The sequence below is a fragment of the Micromonospora sp. WMMD1128 genome, assembly GCF_027497235.1.
Classification (GTDB): Bacteria; Actinomycetota; Actinomycetes; order Mycobacteriales; family Micromonosporaceae; genus Micromonospora.
This window is the reverse complement of sequence record NZ_CP114902.1, coordinates 5,674,390-5,691,715: the sequence shown is the minus strand read 5'-3', so window position 1 is coordinate 5,691,715 and position 17,326 is coordinate 5,674,390. Positions and strand designations below refer to the sequence as shown.

The window sequence follows — 17,326 nt, the reverse complement described above, 5'->3', positions numbered from 1 at the left end:
GCAGTTGCCGACCGGCGGCGCGGGCCGCGCCGCCGGGGTATCAGGGCGTGCCCTGGGCGGCGTCCTCCAGCACCACGACGCCCTCTCGGCGGAGGTCGACGAGGGCCCGGAGAACGTCGGCCTCCGCGGCTGGAGCCAACGCGGCCACCAGGTCACCGACGGTGCGGTGGCCGTCGCAGAGGTCGAGCAGCCGATAGGTGGCGGCGTTGAGCCGCAGCTCGCGGTGGTCGAGGTTCGGTCGGCGGACGAAGCAGACGACACTCCGCTCACCCGGCTGCGTGGTCCTGACGCCGACCGGGCCCGTCGGCTGACAGAACAGGTCGGTGACGTTGTGGTCGAACGACTCCACCCGGACCGTGCCGGCGCGACGGGGTGCCATCTGCCGCAGCAGCGCCGGGGAGAACCGGATGCCGGCGTGCCCGTCCCGGTCGTGTGGACCGTCCTGACTGGCCCAGAGCCGGGCCTGTTGGAAGCGCAGCGCGTCGGCCAGGTAAGCGGGACTGACGCCTGCGGCCAGCGCGGCTTGGTCGAGTCGTCGGGTCAGATGCTGACAGAACGCCTCCGCGGCGGCGAAGTCGCCGGAAGCGGCGTCGATGTCGCACGCCGCCTCGAACTCGGCGACGACGCCCGGCCACGCCGGCCCGAACAACTCGGCCAGTTTCGGCGTGAATTCGACCAGCAGGTCGGCCGTGGTGCGGGGTGCGGGAACCCGCCGAGCCGACGACTCGATGTCGACAAGCGACTCCCAGGCATCGGCGAAGGTCTCGAAGCTGTCGAAGTCGGCACCGAGCGCACCACCGGTCGCGCCGATGCGGGCGGCCCCCGCCGGGTCCCGAACGACGATCTCGAGCTGGGCCGCCAGCTTCTCGTGTTCCTTGGGGTCGGTGACGACCAGAACGTTGCCCTGGTCGGTGAGGCGGTGTGCGTACGACTGCTTTTCGAGGATCTCCCCGGAGAGCACCAGGCAGACGCCGCAGGCGAGCACCTCCCGCGGTACCACCGGGCCGTGGATGCCGATCGGGAAGTCCCGCTCCAGGAAGCACACGGCGTCGCAGGTGCGAATGAAGCGGCCGACCCGCCACGGCGGCACGAAGTCGAGAATCGTGGTCCGGTCGGCGAGGCCGGCGGCGCGGAGGTCGGCGCGCATCCGGTCCAACTGGGACCGCCCGCTGAGGAAGAGCGCGTTGAACCGGAGCCCGCGACCGGCGAGGACAGCCAGCGCGGCGATCAGGTCGAAGGTGCCCTTCCGGTCGCCGGGCTTGCCGTACATGCCGATCGTCGGCAACGCCGGATCGAACCGGGAGCCGAACTCGTCGATCGAGGCCGCGGCGATCTCCCCGGGGTCCAGGGGTACGGCCTCGGGTGAGAACGCCGACGTCGGTAGCGGGTACGGAGGCCCGAACCGCAGCGCCTCGCGGGCCACCCCCATGCCGAGGAAGCGGTGCACCAGAGACGGTTTGGTCACCACGGTGGCCGCCGACCGCAGGATCTCCTTGTAGACCGTTGCCAGCTCGGGCACGCGCATGAGCCGATCGAGGTCGCTGCCGGCGTGCTCGACCATCATCGGCGTGCCGGTGAACGTCGACGCCAGGTGACCGGCTACCACGTACGGCTCGAAGTAGTAGGCGACGATGAGTTCGCAGCCATTTTCGCGGATGGTTGCGGCGGCCAGGCCGGCCAGCTTCGACACGAACGGGTTGCTCGACGGGATGTGCGCCATTCGACGTGGCGTCATCGGCTCCGGACGAATCACTCTGACCGCGCCGCCGGTGGCCGGGAATTGCGGTTCGTAATCTGCCGCCTCGGCACCGTCGAGACGTTGCCGGAAACGTTCCTCGACCTCATTTGAATTGGTCACGACATAGACTTCGTGACCGCGTGAGGCCAGCGCTGCCGCGGCCCAGTAGTTCTGTGCGCTGACTCCGCCCTCGATCGGAGGATATTTTCCGACGAAACAGATCTTCAATGATCTACTCCTCCGATTCGACCGGGAGTCACAAGAGGCAGAGTAAAGGAGGTGGAGCGCCGCGTCAATGTATCAATTATTGCGAATCCCATGAGCGGGAATTCCGATTGGTGCATTTGTTTGACGATCTGCCTAAGCTCATCCGGTACCGGCCCCACCGCGCGGCAGCCGGATCTCCAACACCGCGTGACTGCGCCGCGGTCGCATTTGCACGAAGTTGTCGGCGATGCCATCGCGGGCGCGCATTTGGATGGCGAAAAGGGGAATGGCCCGGTTGAGCAGACTGGTCATCGTCAGGAACCGGCTGGTGATGTGTCCTGGGCGACCAGGGCTGCGGGTAACGGGACCGCTCGATGTCCCAGTACTCGGTGGTGCGGATGATGTGCACCTCGTCAGTGGGACCGAGCTGGATCTCCACCTCGTACCGGGTGGGCTCGTCCGGCTCGCCTACCGCAGGAAACGCCCGCTGTTCACATCGACCACCGTCCCGGTCATGAACTCGTTGACCGGGCTGGCCACGAACGCGACGGCCTGGGCGACCCGGCGGCTCGTCGCGTACGCCTGGAGCAGCAGGTTGCGTTGGGCGTAGTCGGGCGCCAGCGCGTCGATCGTGTCGCGGCCCATCGGCGTGATCGTGATGCCTGGTGCCACGCAGTTGACCCGGACCGCCGGGGCGAGTTCGCGGGCCATCGACCGGGTCAGGTTGACCAGTCCGGCCTTCGCGGCGGCGTAGTGCGGGTGGTGTGGCGCGCCGGTGTGGGCGGCGACGCTGGCCACGGTGGTGATGGAGCCGCCGGGCCGGATCGCCGGGGCGAGCGTCTGGAGGGCGAGGAACGGTCCGGTCAGGTTCACCTCGACCAGCTCGCCCCACTCGGCGGCGGTCACGTCGGCGAACGGCGTGACGATGTTCTTTCCGGCGCAGAGCACCACCAGGTCGAGTGGTCCGGTCTCGTCCACCGTGCGGCGCGTCGCGTCCGTCACCTCCGTACGCCGTGCCAGGTCCAGCGGCATGGCCCAGCTTCGGCGGCCGAGTTCGCGTACCCGGGTGGCGACCTGCTCGGCGCCGGCCACCGACTCGCGGTAGGTCACGGCCACGTCGCAGCCTTCGGTGGCGAACACCTCGGCCAGGTCCGCGCCGATGCCGCTGGAGCCGCCGATCACGAGCGCCGTCTTACCGGTGAGTTCGAGGTCCACGTGTCGATACTGGCACCCGCGAGGCGTCCGGGCAGGTCAGGGCAGCGGGGGAAGCCGGTAGACCGACACGTGGTTGCGGGACTCGGCGGTGAACTCGGCGCCGGTCCAGTCGGCGTGCCGGCTCTCCAGGGTGAAGCCGGCCAGCTCGCCCATCAGGTCCAGCTCGGAGGGCCAGATGTAGCGGTGCGGGGTGCGGAAGACACGCGCCTCCCGGCCGGCGCCGAAGCGGAAGTGGTGCGACACGACCTGCTGCCGCAGCACGTCGTAGGTGTCCAGGCCGATGTAGCCGGCCTCGGTGTGCCACACGGTCGCCTGCTGGCCCGGGGGGAGTTTGCGCAGCTCCGGTACCCACAGCTCGATCACGAACCGTCCGCCCGGCCGGAGGTGGCGGGCCGCGTTGCGGAAGCAGGCCACCTGCTCGGCCTGGGTGAGCAGGTTGGCGATGGTGTTGTAGATCAGGTAGACCAGGCTGAATTCGCCCGGCACGGTAGTGCCGGCCATGTCGCCGACCTCCACCGGGATCGTCGCCGCGTCGACCTTCGTCCGCAGCCGCTCCACCATCGGTACGGAGAGTTCGATCCCGCTGACCCGCACGCCGCGTTCGGCGAGGGGTACGGCGATCCGGCCGGTGCCGATGGCGAACTCCAGGGCCGGGCCGCCGTCGGCGAGCGCGGCGAGCCGGTCGACGGTCGGCCCGAGCACCTCCGGCGCGAACATCCCGCTGCCCGGCGTGTCGTAGTCCCGGGCGGCTTCGTCGTCCCAGATCTCCTCCTGGCGCATGCGCCTCACCGTGGCCGTCGACGCGGATGCTGTCGAACGCTTTTCCACAACCCGGCATGCCGAAATTGTTACCCTCCGTCAACGAGGGCGCTCAGGACGGCGTCAGGTCATGTCGGTACCCTGCTAAGCCGACCCGTCGCGACGACACATGAGGTATTCGTGAACGATCTTCGAGTGGTGGCATTCGACCTCGACGACACGCTGGCGATCTCCAAGTCCCAGATCGATCGTCGGATGGCGGACCTGCTCGGCCACCTGCTCACCGAAGTGGACGTTCTGATCATCTCCGGCGGCCGGTTCGAGCAGTTCCAGTCGCAGGTGCTGGCCCACCTCGACCTGACCGGGGAGCAGCGTGACCGGCTGCATCTGATGCCGACCTGCGGCACCCGCTACTACCGCTGGTCCGACGACGACTGGCGGCTGGTCTACGCCGAGGACCTGAGCGAGGCCGACAAGGCGCGCGTGATCGCCGCGCTCACCGAGTCGGCGCGGGCGCTCGGCCTGTGGGAGTCGAAGACCTGGGGCGACATCGTCGAGGACCGGGGCAGCCAGATCACGTTCTCCGCGCTGGGCCAGTCCGCGCCGCCGGCCGAGAAGTACGGCTGGGACCCGGACGGCAGCAAGAAGCAGCGGCTACGCGACGCGGTCGCCGCGAAGCTGCCCGAACTGGAGGTCCGTGGCGGCGGCTCGACCTCGATCGACGTCACCCGTAAGGGCGTGGACAAGGCGTACGGCATGCGGAAGCTGCTGGAACACCTCGACCTGAAGATCGACAACGTGCTCTTCGTGGGGGACCGGCTCGACGTGGGTGGCAACGACTACCCGGTCAAGGCGATGGGCATCCGCAGCGTGGCGGTCACCCGCTGGGAAGAGACCGCCGACTACGTCGAGACCCTGGTCGACGACCTGGTGAAGCGGCGCGCCGAGCGCGCCTGACCGACTGGCGCGCCTGACCGCCGGTTGCGGCGGGCAGGCGCGGCCCGGTCGCGGTGCGCGGCGTCCCGGTTCCGGAACCCGGAAGGCTGGCGAGATCGACGGGGATGAGGTAGGAACGGCGAGAGAGCGCTCTCCGTCCCATCACCGAACAGGCAGGCAGATGCGATCACCTGACCCCTCCCGCCGCCGCTTTCTCACGCTCACCGCCTCCGCGGCCTCCCTCACCTCGCTCACCGCACTCGGCCTCCCGGCCGGCGCCGCCGTCGCGTCCCCGGCCGCGCGCCCCGCCCGACCGGCCCACGAGCCCGACTTCGGCCCGAACGTCTTCGTCTACGACCCGAGCACGCCGGTCGCGGAGATCCAGTCCACGCTGGACCGGATCTTCGCCGCTCAGGAACGCAACGAGATGGGCCTCGACCGGTACGCCGTGCTGTTCAAGCCCGGCCGCTACGAGGTGGACGCCCGGCTCGGCTACTACACGACGGTGGCCGGTCTCGGCGCCCACCCGGACGACGTGGAGATCCACGGCGCGGTCCGGGTGATCGGCCAACCCGACCCGAACTCCCCGGCCGGGATCTCCGCACTCACCAACTTCTGGCGCTCGGCGGAGAACCTCGCCGTCACCCCGACCGACTGGTCGAACCAGTGGGCCGTCTCCCAGGCGTCGCCGATGCGCCGGGTCCACATCAAGGGCGTCCTCTGGCTGGAACCCGGCAACGGCGGCTACTCCAGCGGCGGCTACATCGCCGACTCCAAGGTGGACGACGTCACCATCAACGGGTCCCAGCAGCAGTGGCTCACCCGGGACAGCGAACTCGGTGGCGAGTGGACCAACGGCGTGTGGAACCAGGTCTTCTCCGGGGTGGTCGGCGCGCCCGCCCAGGGTTTCCCCGACCCGCCGTACACGACGCTGCCGACCAGCCCGGTGACCCGGGAGAAGCCGTACCTCTTCGTCGACGGCGCGGGCCGCTGGCGGGTGGCGGTGCCCCGCCTGCGCCGCGACACCGCGGGCACCACCTGGGCCGCCAGCGGCGCGCCGACGCCCTCGCTGCCGCTCACCGACTTCTTCATCGCCCGGCCCACCGACTCGGCGAAGCGGATCAACGCCGAGCTGGCCCGGGGCCGGCACCTGCTGCTCACGCCCGGCGTCTACCGGTTGGACCGGGCGCTGCGGGTCCGCCGCCCGAACACCGTCGTGCTCGGCCTCGGCATGCCCAGTCTCGCGCCGACCACTGGCGACGCGGCCCTGCGGATCGAGGACGTGGACGGGGTACGGATCGCCGGCGTGCTCGTCGACGCCGGGCCGGTCGAGTCCGACGTGCTGGTCGAGGTCGGCGGGCGGCACTGCCACCGGTCGCACGCCGGCAACCCGATCTCGTTGCAGGACGTCTTCTTCCGCATCGGCGGCCCCTACGCCGGGCGGGCGGAGACCAGCCTGGTGATCAACAGCCGGCACACGCTCATCGACAACATCTGGGCGTGGCGCGGCGACCACGGCAACCCGGGCACCATCGGCTGGACCGTCAACACCGCCGGCACCGGCGTGGTGGTCAACGGTGACGACGTGACCGCGTACGGGCTCTTCGTCGAGCACTACCAGCGTTGGCAGACCATCTGGAACGGCGAGCGCGGCCGGACCGTGTTCTACCAGAGCGAGCTGCCCTACGACCCGCCGAGCCAGGCGGCATGGCGCAGCCCGACCGGCAACGGCTGGGCGTCGTACAAGGTGGCCAACCACGTCCGCACGCACGAGGCGTGGGGTCTGGGCGTCTACGCCTACTTCAACCAGGGGGAGGACATCCGCTGCGACCGGGCGATCGAGGCGCCGCGCCGGGCCGGGGTGCGGTTCCACGACGCGATCACGGTGTTCCTGGACGGCAGCGGCGGGATCGAGCGCACCATCAACGACGTCGGCACCCCGGTCGTCGGCTCGTACGGCACCAGCCCGGTGATCAGCTACCCCTGACCGAGACGGGCGGCCCGGCCGGCGGCACGCCGGCCGGGCCGTGCCCGCTCAGGCCGCCAGCTGGTCCACGCGGGAGAGCACCTGGTCGACGAGGCCGTACTCGCGGGCTTCCTCGGCGGTGAACCAGCGGTCCCGGTCCCAGTCGCGCTGGATCTCCTCCAGCGTGCGCCCGCTGTGCTCGGCGATCAGCTCCTGCATGGTGCGCTTCACGTGCAGCATGTTCTCGGCCTGGATGGTGATGTCGGCGGCCGTGCCGCCCATCCCGCCGGACGGCTGGTGCATCATGATCCGCGAGTGCGGCAGCGCGAACCGTTTGCCCGCCGCCCCGGCGCAGAGCAGGAACTGCCCCATCGAGCCGGCCATCCCGAGCGCCAGCGTCGCCACGTCGTTCTTCACGTACCGCATCGTGTCGTAGACGGCCATGCCGGCGCTCACCGAGCCGCCCGGCGAGTTGATGTAGAGGAAGATGTCCCGCTCCGCGTCCTCCGCCGCGAGCAGCAGGATCTGCGCGCAGATCTGGTTGGCCGAGTCGTCGGTGACCTCGGTGCCGAGGAAGATGATCCGTTCCTTCAGCAGCCGTTCGAAGACCCGGTCGCCGAAGGCCGGCTGCCCGTCGTCCCGCATCCAGATGCCACCCATGACCGCCACCTCCGTAGCGCCGGCGGGCGGGGGACCGCCCGGCGATCCGGCGGTCTCCAGCGTCCGCCGGCCACCCCCGCGCGGCCCAGGCTTTCTGCCCGGGGCAGATCCGCCCTCGGCAGAAGCCGGGCCCGCGTCGACGCCGCGCCCGGACCGGCCTTCGCCCGCCCGAACCGCGAGCGCCAGGACCACGACCCGGTGCCACGTCGTGCCGGGGCCGCCGTCGGGCCGCCCGGGCCGTGACGCGGCGCTTGTGTCGTGACCGGCCGCCGTCGGGCCGCCCGGGCCGCGAGGCGGCGCTTATCTCGTGACCGACCGCCGTCGGGCCGTCCGGGCCGTGACGCGGCGCTTGTGTCGTGACCGGCCGCCGTCGGGCCGCCCGGGCCGCGAGCGCCGGGGCCGTGAGCCGGTGGCTACGCCGTGACCGGGCGTCGTCGGGCCGCCCAGACGCGTCGCCGGGCGAGTGCCGGTGAGGTACGCGGGCGCGGGCGGGCGGCCGGCGTCGGGATCAGCCAGATCCGGGTGCCGGTGCCGAGCAGCTCCGGCGTGCCGTGGCCGAGCGGCATGGGGGGCGGAGCCACCTGGCGCAGCGCGCCGCCGAGCAGCGGGGTCGGGTGGACCGGGCGGGCGGCGTACGCCGGCACCGGAATGTGCGGGCGGGCCGGGTGCGGGCCGGCCGGGCGGCGGGTGACGTGCAGTCGGGGCGGGCCGACCCGGAGGTGCGGGCCGCCGCGGGCGGCGGGCACCCGGTCGAGCCGGGCCGGCGGGACGCCGGAGCCGACCGGCGTGGGCCGCTCCCGGCGCAGCTCGTCCCGCGCCTCCTCCAGCAGGTCCGCGAGGTGGATGCCGAGCGCCCGGCAGATCGCGGCCAGCACCTCGGAGGAGGCTTCCTTGCGGCCACGTTCGACCTCGGAGAGATAGGGCAGGGAGACTCCTGCCGCCTGCGCCACCTCGCGCAGCGTGCGGCCCTGACGCAGGCGGATCCGCCGCAGCACCCCACCGATCACCCGTCGCAGCAACGACATGCCGGCCTCCTCGCGGTCGCCGTTCGCCGACGCCACCATCATGCCCCGTCCCGGCGACACGGACCGGCCCGGTCGGCGCCCCCGGCACCGGCCGGCCGGTCGCGGATCGGCGGCAGTCGGGATTCTCCCGGCAGAGTGTCGAGGTCCCGCGCCGCTCGTGCAGCGGGATCGGTTCCCCGCCCGCCGGGCCGGCTCGGGGCGTACCCGCTATCTTGAGGGCGTGCAGGCGACGGTGGCGGAGCGGGACCGACGGTGATCCATTTTCCCGCGCAACGGCGGGGGCCGCTGAGCGCGCTGAGCCTGCGCCTGCTCGCCGCGCTCGGGTTGGTCCTCGCCACGGTTTTCGTGGTCTGGCTCGACCGCGACGGCTACCGCGACACCAACGGCGACGGGCTCACCCTGCTCGACTGCTTCTACTACGTGGTGGTCTCGCTCTCCACCACCGGGTACGGCGACATCGCCCCGGCCAGCCCCTCGGCGCGCCTGGTGAACGTCCTGTTCGTCACCCCCGCCCGGGTGCTCTTCCTGATCATCCTGGTCGGCACCACCCTGGAAGTCCTGACCGAGCAGTACCGGACCGGCCGTCGCCTGTCGCGGTGGAGGAGAACCGTGAAGGACCACGTCATCATCTGCGGCTACGGCACCAAGGGGCGGAGCGCGGTCTCCGCGCTGCTGGAGAACGGGGCGGACAAGGCCAGGATCGTGGTGGTCGAGCGGAGCGCGGCGGCGTTGCGGCAGGCCACCTCGAACGGGCTGGTGACGATCGAGGGCTCGGCGACCCGCTCCTCCGTGCTGGAGGAGGCGCACGTCCGCACCGCCAAGGCGGTCATCATCGCGACCGACAGCGACGACGCCTCGGTGCTCGTGGCGTTGACCGTCCGGCAGCTCACCGCCGGTCAGGTCCGGATCATCGCGGCGGTCCGGGAGGCGGAGAACGCGCCGCTGCTCAAGCAGAGCGGTGCGCACCACGTGATCGTCTCGTCCGCGACCGCGGGCCGGCTGCTCGGCCTCTCCACCTCGGCTCCGCCGCTCATCGACGTGGTGGAGGATCTGCTCACTCCGGGCCAGGGCATGGCGCTGGCGATGCGTTCGGCCGAGCGGAGCGAGGTGGGACGTTCACCGCGTGAGCTGGATTCGCTGGTGATCGCGCTGGTCCGCCGGGGCAAGGTGATCACGTTGAGTGACCGCGCCGGCGCGCTGATCGAGACCGGCGACATGCTGGTCCACGTCCGCGACGACCGCCCCCAGGCGACCACCACGGCCTGACCCGGTCGACGACGAGCTGTTAAGCGGGGCCCCCTGCTCTACCGCAGGCGTTAAGCGGGGGCCCCTCCTTACACCGTCAGCAGGTTTCGGCGCAGGGGGGTGGGGCGCAGCCCTGGCTGGCCCGCCTCAGCAGGTCGTAGAGCAGGTTCCGCTCGTCGGGGGTCAGCGCGCTGAGCACGTCGTCCTCCGCGCCGGCGAGCCCGCACTCGGCCTCGCGGAGCCGCGTCGTGCCGGTGCCGGTGAGGCTCACGACGTGCCGGCGGCGGTCTTCCGGCGAGCGGCGTCGCTCGACCAGGCCGGCGGCCTCCAGCTCGTTGAGCAGCCCGACCACGTTCGTGCCGTCGAGCTGCAACGTCGCGGCGAGCCCCTGTTGGCTGATGCCGCCGGAGTCGCGCAGCACGGTGAGTGCGACCAGGTGCCGGGGGCGCAGGCCGAGCGGCGTCAGCGCCGACTCCGAGCGCAGCTGCATTCGCCGGGCCAGGTGCTGGAGCAGCGGCCCGGAGCGGCGCTCCGACTCGTGGGTGGGCCCGGCTGACATGTGACCCAGTCTACGCGGAGCAGGGAACATCCATCTGCTATAAATAGTTGGCGCTACACAAACGATCTGCGGAGGAGCAGCAATGGCACACCTGTTGCACATCGACTCGAGCATCACCGGGGAGCGGTCGGTCAGCCGCCGTCTCACCGCCCGCGCGGCGGACGCCTGGCACGCCGCCCACCCGGACGGCACGGTCACCTACCGGGACCTCGGCCGGGACCCGCTGCCGCACCTCGACGCCGCCGGCGGCCTCGCCCGGGCGGTGCCGCCCGACCAGCACACTCCGGCGCAGCGCGAGTCGTGGCGGCTCAGCGAGGAGCTGGTGGCCGAGGTGAAGGCGGCCGACACCGTCCTGCTCGGCCTGCCGCTCTACAACTTCGGTCCGCCGAGCAGCGTGAAGGCGTGGGTCGACCACCTGATCGCGCCCGGCATCGCGCTCGACCCGGACACCGGGGCCGGGCTGCTCGGCGGTCGCCAGCTCATCGTGTTCGGCACCCGGGGCGGCGGTTACGGCGCGGGCACCCCGCGGGCGGGCTGGGACCACGCCGAGCCCTGGCTCCCGCACGGACTGTCGCGTACCGGCCTCGAACCGCGCTTCATCTCGGCCGAGCTGACTCTCGCCCCGGTCAACCCGGCGATGGCCGAGCTGATCCCGCTGTACGAGGCGAGCCTCGCCGCCGCCGAGCGGGCCATCGACGAGCTGTGGGTGCCGGCCGCGGCGGTCGCCTGAGCCGCGTTGACGCCGAGAAGGGCGGGCCGTTCCGAGGGGAACGGCCCGCCCTTCCGTGCGGATCAGCGGTGACTCAGAGGATCGTCCAGGTGTCGCCGCCGGCGAGCAACGCCGAGAGTTGCTCCTCCGGGGCCTGGTCGACGCCGGCCCGGGCCGACGCGACCTGCTCCTGCACCACGCTGTCGTAGGAGGGGCGGCGCACCGACCGGAACACCCCCATCGGCGTGTTACGCAGGTCGAGCCCGGGCAGCCGGGACAGCGCGAAGGCGTACGCCGGGTCGGCGACCGTGGCGTCGTGCACGACGATCTCCTCCGCCGGGGTGACCGCGGTCTCCCGGACCTCAAGCCCGAAGCCGCCCGGCGGGTGGACGACGCAGAACTGCCCGCCTGCGCCGAACGTGATCGGCTGCCCGTGCTCCAACCGGATCAGGAAGTCGTCCCGGGTGGCCGGCTCCTTCAGCGGCTCGAACGCGCCGTCGTTGAAGATGTTGCAGTTCTGGTAGATCTCCACGAACGCGGAGCCCTGGTGCTCGGCGGCGGCCCGCAGCACCGACTGGAGGTGCTTGCGGTCCGAGTCGAGGGTCCGGGCCACGAACGTGGCCTCGGCGCCGAGCGCCAGCGACAGCGGGTTGAACGGCGCGTCCGCCGAGCCGAGCGGCGTCGACTTGGTGATCTTCCCGACCTCCGAGGTCGGTGAGTATTGTCCCTTGGTCAGCCCGTAGATCCGGTTGTTGAACAGCAGGATCTTCAGGTTGACGTTGCGGCGCAGCGCGTGGATCAGGTGGTTGCCGCCGATCGAGAGCGCGTCGCCGTCACCGGTGACCACCCACACCGACAGGTCCGGCCGGGACACCGACAGGCCGGTCGCGATCGCCGGGGCACGGCCGTGGATCGAGTGCATGCCGTACGTGTTCATGTAGTACGGGAAGCGGGACGAGCAGCCGATGCCCGAGATGAAGACGGTGTTCTCCCGGGGGATGTTCAGCTCCGGCATGAAGCCCTGCACGGCGGCCAGGATGGCGTAGTCACCGCAGCCGGGGCACCAGCGCACCTCCTGGTCGGACTTGAAGTCCTTCGCGGTGAGCTTCAGGGCGACGGGCTCAGACATTCTTCAGGACCTCTTCCAGCATCGTCTCCAGCTCGGCGGCGGTGAACGGCAGGCCGCGGACCTGGTTGTAGCCGATCGCGTCGACCAGGTATCGGGCCCGGATCACGTGGGCGAGCTGGCCGAGGTTCATCTCGGGAATGACCACCTTGTCGTAGGCGCGCAGCACCTCGCCGAGGTTGGCCGGCATCGGGGCCAGGTGCCGCAGGTGCGCCTGGGCCACCGGGAACCCGCGCTGGCGCAGGCCCCGGCAGGCGGCGCCGATCGGGCCGTACGTCGAGCCCCAACCGAGCACCAGCACCCGGGCGTCGCCGTCCGGATCCTCCACCTCGACGTCCGGCACCGGAATGGTCTCGATCCGGGCCGCCCGGGTCCGCACCATGAAGTCGTGGTTCGTCGGGTCGTACGAGATGTCGCCGGTCTTGTCGGCCTTCTCCAGGCCGCCGATCCGGTGCTCCAGCCCGGGGGTGCCGGGCACCGCCCACGGACGGGCCAGGGTCTGCGGGTCGCGCAGGTAGGGCAGGAACGTGGTGCCGTCCTCGCCGTTGGGGCGGGTGGCGAACTCGACCCGCAGGTCGGGCAGCGACTCCACGTCCGGCAGCAGCCACGGCTCGGAGCCGTTCGCCACGTAGTTGTCCGACAGCAGGATGACCGGGGTGCGGTAGGTGAGCGCGATCCGGGCCGCCTCCAGCGCCGCGTGGAAGCAGTCCGACGGGGACTTCGGCGCGATCACCGCGACCGGCGCCTCGCCGTGCCGCCCGTACAGGGCCATGTTCAGGTCGGCCTGCTCGGTCTTCGTGGGCATGCCGGTGGACGGCCCGGCGCGCTGCACGTCGACGATGACCAGCGGCAGCTCCAGCGCCACCGCCAGGGAGATCGTCTCGCTCTTCAGGGCCACGCCCGGGCCGCTCGTGGTGGTGACGCCGAGCGAGCCGCCGTACGAGGCGCCGAGGGCCGCGCCTACCGCCGCGATCTCGTCCTCGGCCTGCATGGTGACCACGCCGAACTTCTTGTGCTTGCTCAGCTCGTGCAGGATGTCCGAGGCCGGCGTGATCGGGTACGCGCCGAGGAACACCGGCAGCCCGGAGCGCACCCCGGCGGCCACCAGGCCCAGCGACAGCGCCGCGTTGCCGGTGATGTTGCGGTAGGTGCCGGCCAGCATCCGGGCCGGCTTGACCTCGTACCGGACGGAGAAGTCCTCGGTGGTCTCGCCGAAGTTCCACCCGGCCCGGAACGCGGCCACGTTCGCCGCCACCAGCTCCGGCCGGGCGGCGAACTTGCGCTCCAGGAACCGCAGCGTCGAGGCGTACGGGCGGGAGTACATCCAGCTCAGCAGCCCGAGCGCGAACATGTTCTTGGCCCGCTCGGCATCCTTCTTGGACACGTCGTGCTCGGCCAGCGCGCCGATCGTCATCGAGGTGAGCGCGACCGGGTGCACCGCGTAGCCGTCGAGCGAGTCGTCGTCGAGCGGGCTGCTCGCATAGCCGACCTTGGCCAGGTTGCGCCGGGTGAACTCGTCGGTGTTGACGATGATGTCCGCCCCGCGCGGCAGGTCGGCCAGGTTGGCCTTGAGCGCCGCCGGGTTCATCGCCACCAGCACGTTCGGGGCGTCGCCCGGGGTCAGGATGTCGTAGTCGGCGAAGTGCACCTGGAAGCTCGACACGCCGGGCAGCGTGCCGGCGGGGGCGCGGATCTCGGCCGGGAAGTTGGGCAACGTGGAGATGTCGTTGCCCAACTGCGCCGTCTCCGAGGTGAACCGGTCGCCGGTGAGCTGCATGCCGTCGCCGGAGTCACCGGCGAACCGGATGACCACCCGGTCCAGCTGACGGATCTGCTTGGTCACTCCACGCACCTCGCTTCGCTGAGCGCCGTCGCCCACACCGGCACGGCCCGCTCCGTTTCTCACGTCAGAGCCTACGTCGGACGGTTAGGGCGGCCTTGGTGGAGGTCCGACGTGTGGGACTCGTTTGCGCAGGTGTATGCCCCGCTTTGCGGGCTTTAGTACCCCACCCCGTAATCCAACTCACCAAGATTTAGGGGGGTGTCAGCGGTCCGCGGTGGGGTCCGCCACGGTGATGTCGCTGCGGCGCCGCAGCGATCGGGTGGCGAGTGTCAGCGCGAACACGACGAGCAGCCCCGACATGACGATCAGGACGATCGCGATCCGGCGCGCCGGCGTACCGGGTCCGCCGGACCGCCCGGCCACGGCGCGCATGCCCTGCGATGCGGTCGGGGCGGGGTCCGTGCTGACCTGCGCCCCCAGCGGTCCGGCGGCCGGCTGGGGCTGGGTTGGCGGCGGGGGCTGCACGGGCGGCACGACCGGTGGTTGCGCCGGGGCGGTGGTGGTCGGCGCGGTGGTGGTCGGCGTCGTCGTCGGCGGGGCCGGTGCCGTCGTCGTCGGCGGTGCCGTGGTGGCGGCCGGCGCCGCGGGCGTGGTGGGTGTCGGGGCCTCCTCGGTCGGCGGCGCCGGCGCCGTGGTGGTCGTCGCCGCCTCGGTGGGCGTCGGCTCGGTCGGCTCGCCGCCGGGATCGCCGCCCGGGTCGCCGGGCACGTCCGGGCCGGCCGCCCGGACCACCCCGGCCGGCGGCGCGGGGGTGGCCGCGGCCCATCCCGGTGCCACCGCGACGACCGCTGCGGCTGCGGCGACCAGCGCGGGCGCGAACAGCGCGAGGGTACGGCGGGGCGCGCGGGCGCGGGTCATCTGACCTCCGGGGCGGTGACGAGGTCTCATTATTCGGTCACAGTTGCCATCCGGCACCAGTCCCGCCAGGAAACAAATTCGTAACGTGTTCGAGACGCCTCGACGGGACCGGTACGCTCCGGTCGTGACCGGATATCTCGGCTCGTACGCCACGCTCGGTCTGCTGTTGCTCGCCGCCGTGCTCTTCTTCGTCACGGCGTTCTCCGCGAACCGGGTGTTACGTCCGGCCCGTCCGGCCGAGCCGTGGGGCAAGCGGGCCCCGTACGAGTGCGGGCTCGACCCGGTCGGCGGCGACTGGGCCCAGATGCAGATCCGCTACTACGTCTATGCCTACCTCTACGTCCTGTTCGCGGTGGAGGCGGTCTTCCTGTTCCCGTGGGCACTCGTCTTCGACCGCCCCGGGTTCGGCGCGACCACGGTGGTGGAGATGGGCGTCTTCGTGGCGATCGTCGCGCTCGGCATCCTCTACGCCTGGCGGCGTGGCGTCCTGCGCTGGACGTGAGACCTAGGGACTGTGTCGAAGTCGGTCACAGCCACTCGTTGATCGCGGCGATGTGCACGGTGGCCTCGTAGCGGACGGCGAGTTTGTCGAAGCGGGTGGCCACGGCGCGGTGGCGTTTGAGGCGGTTGATGCCGCACTCCACGGCGTGACGCTGCCGGTACCGCTGGGGGTCGAAGGCCGGTGGCCGGCCGCCCTTGGACCCCTTCTTACGCCGGTTCGCGTCCTGGTCGGCCTTCGACGGGATCGTCGCGGCGATCCCACGTCGACGCAGGTAGCGGCGGTTGGCCTTCGACGTGTACGCCTTGTCGGCCAGGACCCGGTCCGGGCGGGTCCGGGGCCGGCCACCGCCGAGGCGGGGCACCCGGATCCCGTCGAGCACCGGGATGAACTGCGGGCTGTCCCCGCGCTGCCCGGCGGTCAACACGATCGACAGCGGCTTCTGCCCCTGCTCACATGCCAGGTGCACCTTCGTGGTCAGCCCACCGCGCGAGCGACCGAGCGCGTGGTCGTCCGGTTCGACCGTGACCCCGCCCGGCGGCTCGACCTGCAGATCCCCCTTTTACGCGCCCCCGCAGCGTGCTGATGCGCCCGAGCGACCGTCGAGTCCACCGACACGTCCCACACGACGCGTCCACCCCCGTCAGCCAGGGCCTGCAACACGGTCAGGATCTTCGCCCAGGTCCCATCGCGCTGCCAACGCCGGAACAGCGCGTACACCGCCGCCCAGGACCCGTAACACTGCGGGACGTCCCGCCACGGGGCGCCAACCCGTACCCGCCACCGAATCCCATCAATGAGCTGCCGTTTCGTCCATGTCGACGGCCGACCTGGCCGACGCCCCGCAGGCAGCAACGGCTCCAGCGCCGCCCACTGTGCGTCGGTCAGGTCATGCCGCCTCGTCACCGCTAGGCTGTCCACGAGGTCTCCGGTGTTCGGGTTCTGCTTGGTCGCTGAACCAGATACCGGAGACCTCGCTACATCTCGAACACCGACACGCCAAGACCCTCACCCAACAACTCAAGCCCCGGGCACCGACTTCGACACAGGCCCTAGGCGAGCCCGCGACGGGTCGCAGCCGGCGGCCGGTCCCCCCGGATCGACGCCACCATGTCCAGCACCCGCCGGGTCTCGCGGACCTGGTGGGCGCGGAACACCCGGGCGCCGAGCCAGGCCGAGATCGCGGTGGCGGCGAGCGTCCCCTCCAACCGCTCGGCCACCGGCAGGTCGAGCGTCTCGCCGATGAAGTCCTTGTTCGACAGCGCCACCAGCAGCGGCCAGCCGGTGTCGGCCAGCTCGGCCAGCCGCCGGGTGATCTCCAGTGAGTGCCGGGTGTTCTTGCCGAAGTCGTGCGCCGGGTCGATCAGGATGCCGTCCCGGCGTACCCCCAGCCCGGCCGCGCGGTCCGCCAGCCCGGTGACCGTGGTGACCACGTCGGCCACCACGTCGTCGAAGGCCGCCCGGTGCGGCCGGGTCCGCGGCGCCAGCCCGCCGGCGTGCGAGCAGACCAGCCCGGCGCCGGTCGCCGCGGCGACCTCGGCCAGCGCCGGGTCCGCCCCCGACCAGGTGTCGTTGAGCAGGTCCGCGCCGGCCGCGACGGCCTCCACCGCCACCTCCGCCCGCCAGGTGTCGATCGAGACGACCACCTCCGGAAAGGCGGACCGGACCGCGGCGATGGTGTCCACCGTCCGGCGGATCTCCTCGGTCACGTCGACCTCGTCGCCCGGTCCGGCCTTCACCCCGCCGATGTCGATGATCTCCGCGCCCTCGGTCACCGCCCGCTCGACCGCCCGCAACGCGCTGTCCCGGGCGAAGGTGGCGCCCCGGTCGAAGAACGAGTCCGGCGTACGGTTCACGATCGCCATCACCACCAGCTCACCCGGCGTGAAGGTCCGCCCGCCGAGCCGCAAGCTCCCCGCCATACCCGTCCCTCCCTCGTACCCACGCGCCCCTCGACACGGCGACGCTCCGAGATCTTGGT

General features: G+C 71.6%; 16 protein-coding genes and 1 pseudogene. 5 read left to right on the top strand and 12 right to left on the bottom strand.

Annotated elements, in window-relative coordinates; all coding sequences use genetic code 11:
- Positions 1-40: 40 nt before the first annotated feature.
- From O7602_RS25485 to O7602_RS25470, 4 genes are all read right to left on the bottom strand, one after another.
- On the bottom strand, positions 41-1,966 hold the full coding sequence (locus O7602_RS25485; RefSeq protein ID WP_281585138.1) for a glycosyltransferase: 1,926 nt from the start codon (positions 1,964-1,966) through the stop codon (positions 41-43).
- Between the two features lie 138 nt (positions 1,967-2,104).
- Complete coding sequence (locus O7602_RS25480) at positions 2,105-2,257, bottom strand: hypothetical protein (protein ID WP_281585137.1); 153 nt, start codon at positions 2,255-2,257, stop codon at positions 2,105-2,107.
- Positions 2,258-2,413: 156 nt separating this feature from the next.
- Positions 2,414-3,160: an SDR family oxidoreductase gene (locus tag O7602_RS25475; protein ID WP_281585136.1), complete on the bottom strand. Its 747-nt coding sequence runs from the start codon at positions 3,158-3,160 to the stop codon at positions 2,414-2,416.
- A 36-nt stretch (positions 3,161-3,196) separates the two neighbouring features.
- Positions 3,197-3,940 (bottom strand): class I SAM-dependent methyltransferase, encoded by a 744-nt coding sequence (locus O7602_RS25470; protein WP_281585135.1) that lies wholly within the window; start codon positions 3,938-3,940, stop codon positions 3,197-3,199.
- A gap of 159 nt (positions 3,941-4,099) precedes the next feature.
- Between O7602_RS25470 and O7602_RS25465 the strand changes: the two genes are divergently transcribed.
- Together O7602_RS25465 and O7602_RS25460 are read left to right on the top strand one after the other, a co-directional pair.
- On the top strand, positions 4,100-4,876 hold the full coding sequence (locus O7602_RS25465) for an HAD-IIB family hydrolase (RefSeq protein WP_281585134.1): 777 nt from the start codon (positions 4,100-4,102) through the stop codon (positions 4,874-4,876).
- A 160-nt stretch (positions 4,877-5,036) separates the two neighbouring features.
- Positions 5,037-6,842: an adenylyl cyclase gene (locus tag O7602_RS25460; protein WP_281585133.1), complete on the top strand. Its 1,806-nt coding sequence runs from the start codon at positions 5,037-5,039 to the stop codon at positions 6,840-6,842.
- Between the two features lie 48 nt (positions 6,843-6,890).
- Here the strand turns inward: O7602_RS25460 and O7602_RS25455 are convergent, their stop codons facing one another.
- On the bottom strand, positions 6,891-7,481 hold the full coding sequence (locus O7602_RS25455) for an ATP-dependent Clp protease proteolytic subunit (RefSeq protein WP_281585132.1): 591 nt from the start codon (positions 7,479-7,481) through the stop codon (positions 6,891-6,893).
- Positions 7,482-7,894: 413 nt separating this feature from the next.
- Positions 7,895-8,506, bottom strand: coding sequence for a helix-turn-helix transcriptional regulator (locus O7602_RS25450; protein WP_281590519.1), 612 nt, complete (start codon positions 8,504-8,506; stop codon positions 7,895-7,897).
- Between the two features lie 252 nt (positions 8,507-8,758).
- On the opposite strand from O7602_RS25450, the gene O7602_RS25445 reads away from it, so the two are divergent.
- Complete coding sequence (locus tag O7602_RS25445) at positions 8,759-9,772, top strand: potassium channel family protein (RefSeq protein WP_281585131.1); 1,014 nt, start codon at positions 8,759-8,761, stop codon at positions 9,770-9,772.
- Positions 9,773-9,848: 76 nt separating this feature from the next.
- On the opposite strand, the gene O7602_RS25440 is transcribed toward O7602_RS25445, so the two are convergent.
- Complete coding sequence (locus O7602_RS25440; protein ID WP_281585130.1) at positions 9,849-10,310, bottom strand: MarR family winged helix-turn-helix transcriptional regulator; 462 nt, start codon at positions 10,308-10,310, stop codon at positions 9,849-9,851.
- A gap of 82 nt (positions 10,311-10,392) precedes the next feature.
- On the opposite strand from O7602_RS25440, the gene O7602_RS25435 reads away from it, so the two are divergent.
- On the top strand, positions 10,393-11,040 hold the full coding sequence (locus O7602_RS25435) for an NAD(P)H-dependent oxidoreductase (RefSeq protein ID WP_281585129.1): 648 nt from the start codon (positions 10,393-10,395) through the stop codon (positions 11,038-11,040).
- Between the two features lie 73 nt (positions 11,041-11,113).
- Here the strand turns inward: O7602_RS25435 and O7602_RS25430 are convergent, their stop codons facing one another.
- From O7602_RS25430 to O7602_RS25420, 3 genes are all read right to left on the bottom strand, one after another.
- On the bottom strand, positions 11,114-12,148 hold the full coding sequence (locus O7602_RS25430) for a 2-oxoacid:ferredoxin oxidoreductase subunit beta (protein ID WP_281585128.1): 1,035 nt from the start codon (positions 12,146-12,148) through the stop codon (positions 11,114-11,116).
- Complete coding sequence (locus tag O7602_RS25425; RefSeq protein ID WP_281585127.1) at positions 12,141-13,988, bottom strand: 2-oxoacid:acceptor oxidoreductase subunit alpha; 1,848 nt, start codon at positions 13,986-13,988, stop codon at positions 12,141-12,143. Before O7602_RS25425 ends, O7602_RS25430 begins: the two co-directional genes overlap by 8 nt.
- A 201-nt stretch (positions 13,989-14,189) precedes the next feature.
- A complete protein-coding gene (locus O7602_RS25420) occupies positions 14,190-14,846 on the bottom strand; it encodes a hypothetical protein (RefSeq protein WP_281585126.1) in 657 nt (218 codons plus the stop codon).
- A 124-nt stretch (positions 14,847-14,970) separates the two neighbouring features.
- On the opposite strand from O7602_RS25420, the gene O7602_RS25415 reads away from it, so the two are divergent.
- Complete coding sequence (locus tag O7602_RS25415) at positions 14,971-15,348, top strand: NADH-quinone oxidoreductase subunit A (RefSeq protein WP_281585125.1); 378 nt, start codon at positions 14,971-14,973, stop codon at positions 15,346-15,348.
- Between the two features lie 25 nt (positions 15,349-15,373).
- Here O7602_RS25415 and O7602_RS25410 read toward each other — a convergent pair.
- Both O7602_RS25410 and folP read right to left on the bottom strand, forming a co-directional pair.
- Positions 15,374-16,266: pseudogene (locus O7602_RS25410) on the bottom strand (IS5 family transposase).
- Between the two features lie 131 nt (positions 16,267-16,397).
- Positions 16,398-17,267: a dihydropteroate synthase gene (folP, locus tag O7602_RS25405; protein WP_281585124.1), complete on the bottom strand. Its 870-nt coding sequence runs from the start codon at positions 17,265-17,267 to the stop codon at positions 16,398-16,400.
- Positions 17,268-17,326: the final 59 nt, after the last annotated feature.

Coding starts and splice junctions, on each gene's coding strand:
- O7602_RS25430 (WP_281585128.1), bottom strand. CDS start 12,148: ATGTCTGAGCCCGTCGCCCTGAAGCTCACCGCGAAGGACTTCAAGTCC.
- O7602_RS25455 (WP_281585132.1), bottom strand. CDS start 7,481: ATGGGTGGCATCTGGATGCGGGACGACGGGCAGCCGGCCTTCGGCGAC.
- folP (WP_281585124.1), bottom strand. CDS start 17,267: ATGGCGGGGAGCTTGCGGCTCGGCGGGCGGACCTTCACGCCGGGTGAG.
- O7602_RS25440 (WP_281585130.1), bottom strand. CDS start 10,310: ATGTCAGCCGGGCCCACCCACGAGTCGGAGCGCCGCTCCGGGCCGCTG.
- O7602_RS25470 (WP_281585135.1), bottom strand. CDS start 3,940: ATGCGCCAGGAGGAGATCTGGGACGACGAAGCCGCCCGGGACTACGAC.
- O7602_RS25460 (WP_281585133.1), top strand. CDS start 5,037: ATGCGATCACCTGACCCCTCCCGCCGCCGCTTTCTCACGCTCACCGCC.
- O7602_RS25435 (WP_281585129.1), top strand. CDS start 10,393: ATGGCACACCTGTTGCACATCGACTCGAGCATCACCGGGGAGCGGTCG.
- O7602_RS25480 (WP_281585137.1), bottom strand. CDS start 2,257: ATGACCAGTCTGCTCAACCGGGCCATTCCCCTTTTCGCCATCCAAATG.
- O7602_RS25420 (WP_281585126.1), bottom strand. CDS start 14,846: ATGACCCGCGCCCGCGCGCCCCGCCGTACCCTCGCGCTGTTCGCGCCC.
- O7602_RS25450 (WP_281590519.1), bottom strand. CDS start 8,506: ATGTCGTTGCTGCGACGGGTGATCGGTGGGGTGCTGCGGCGGATCCGC.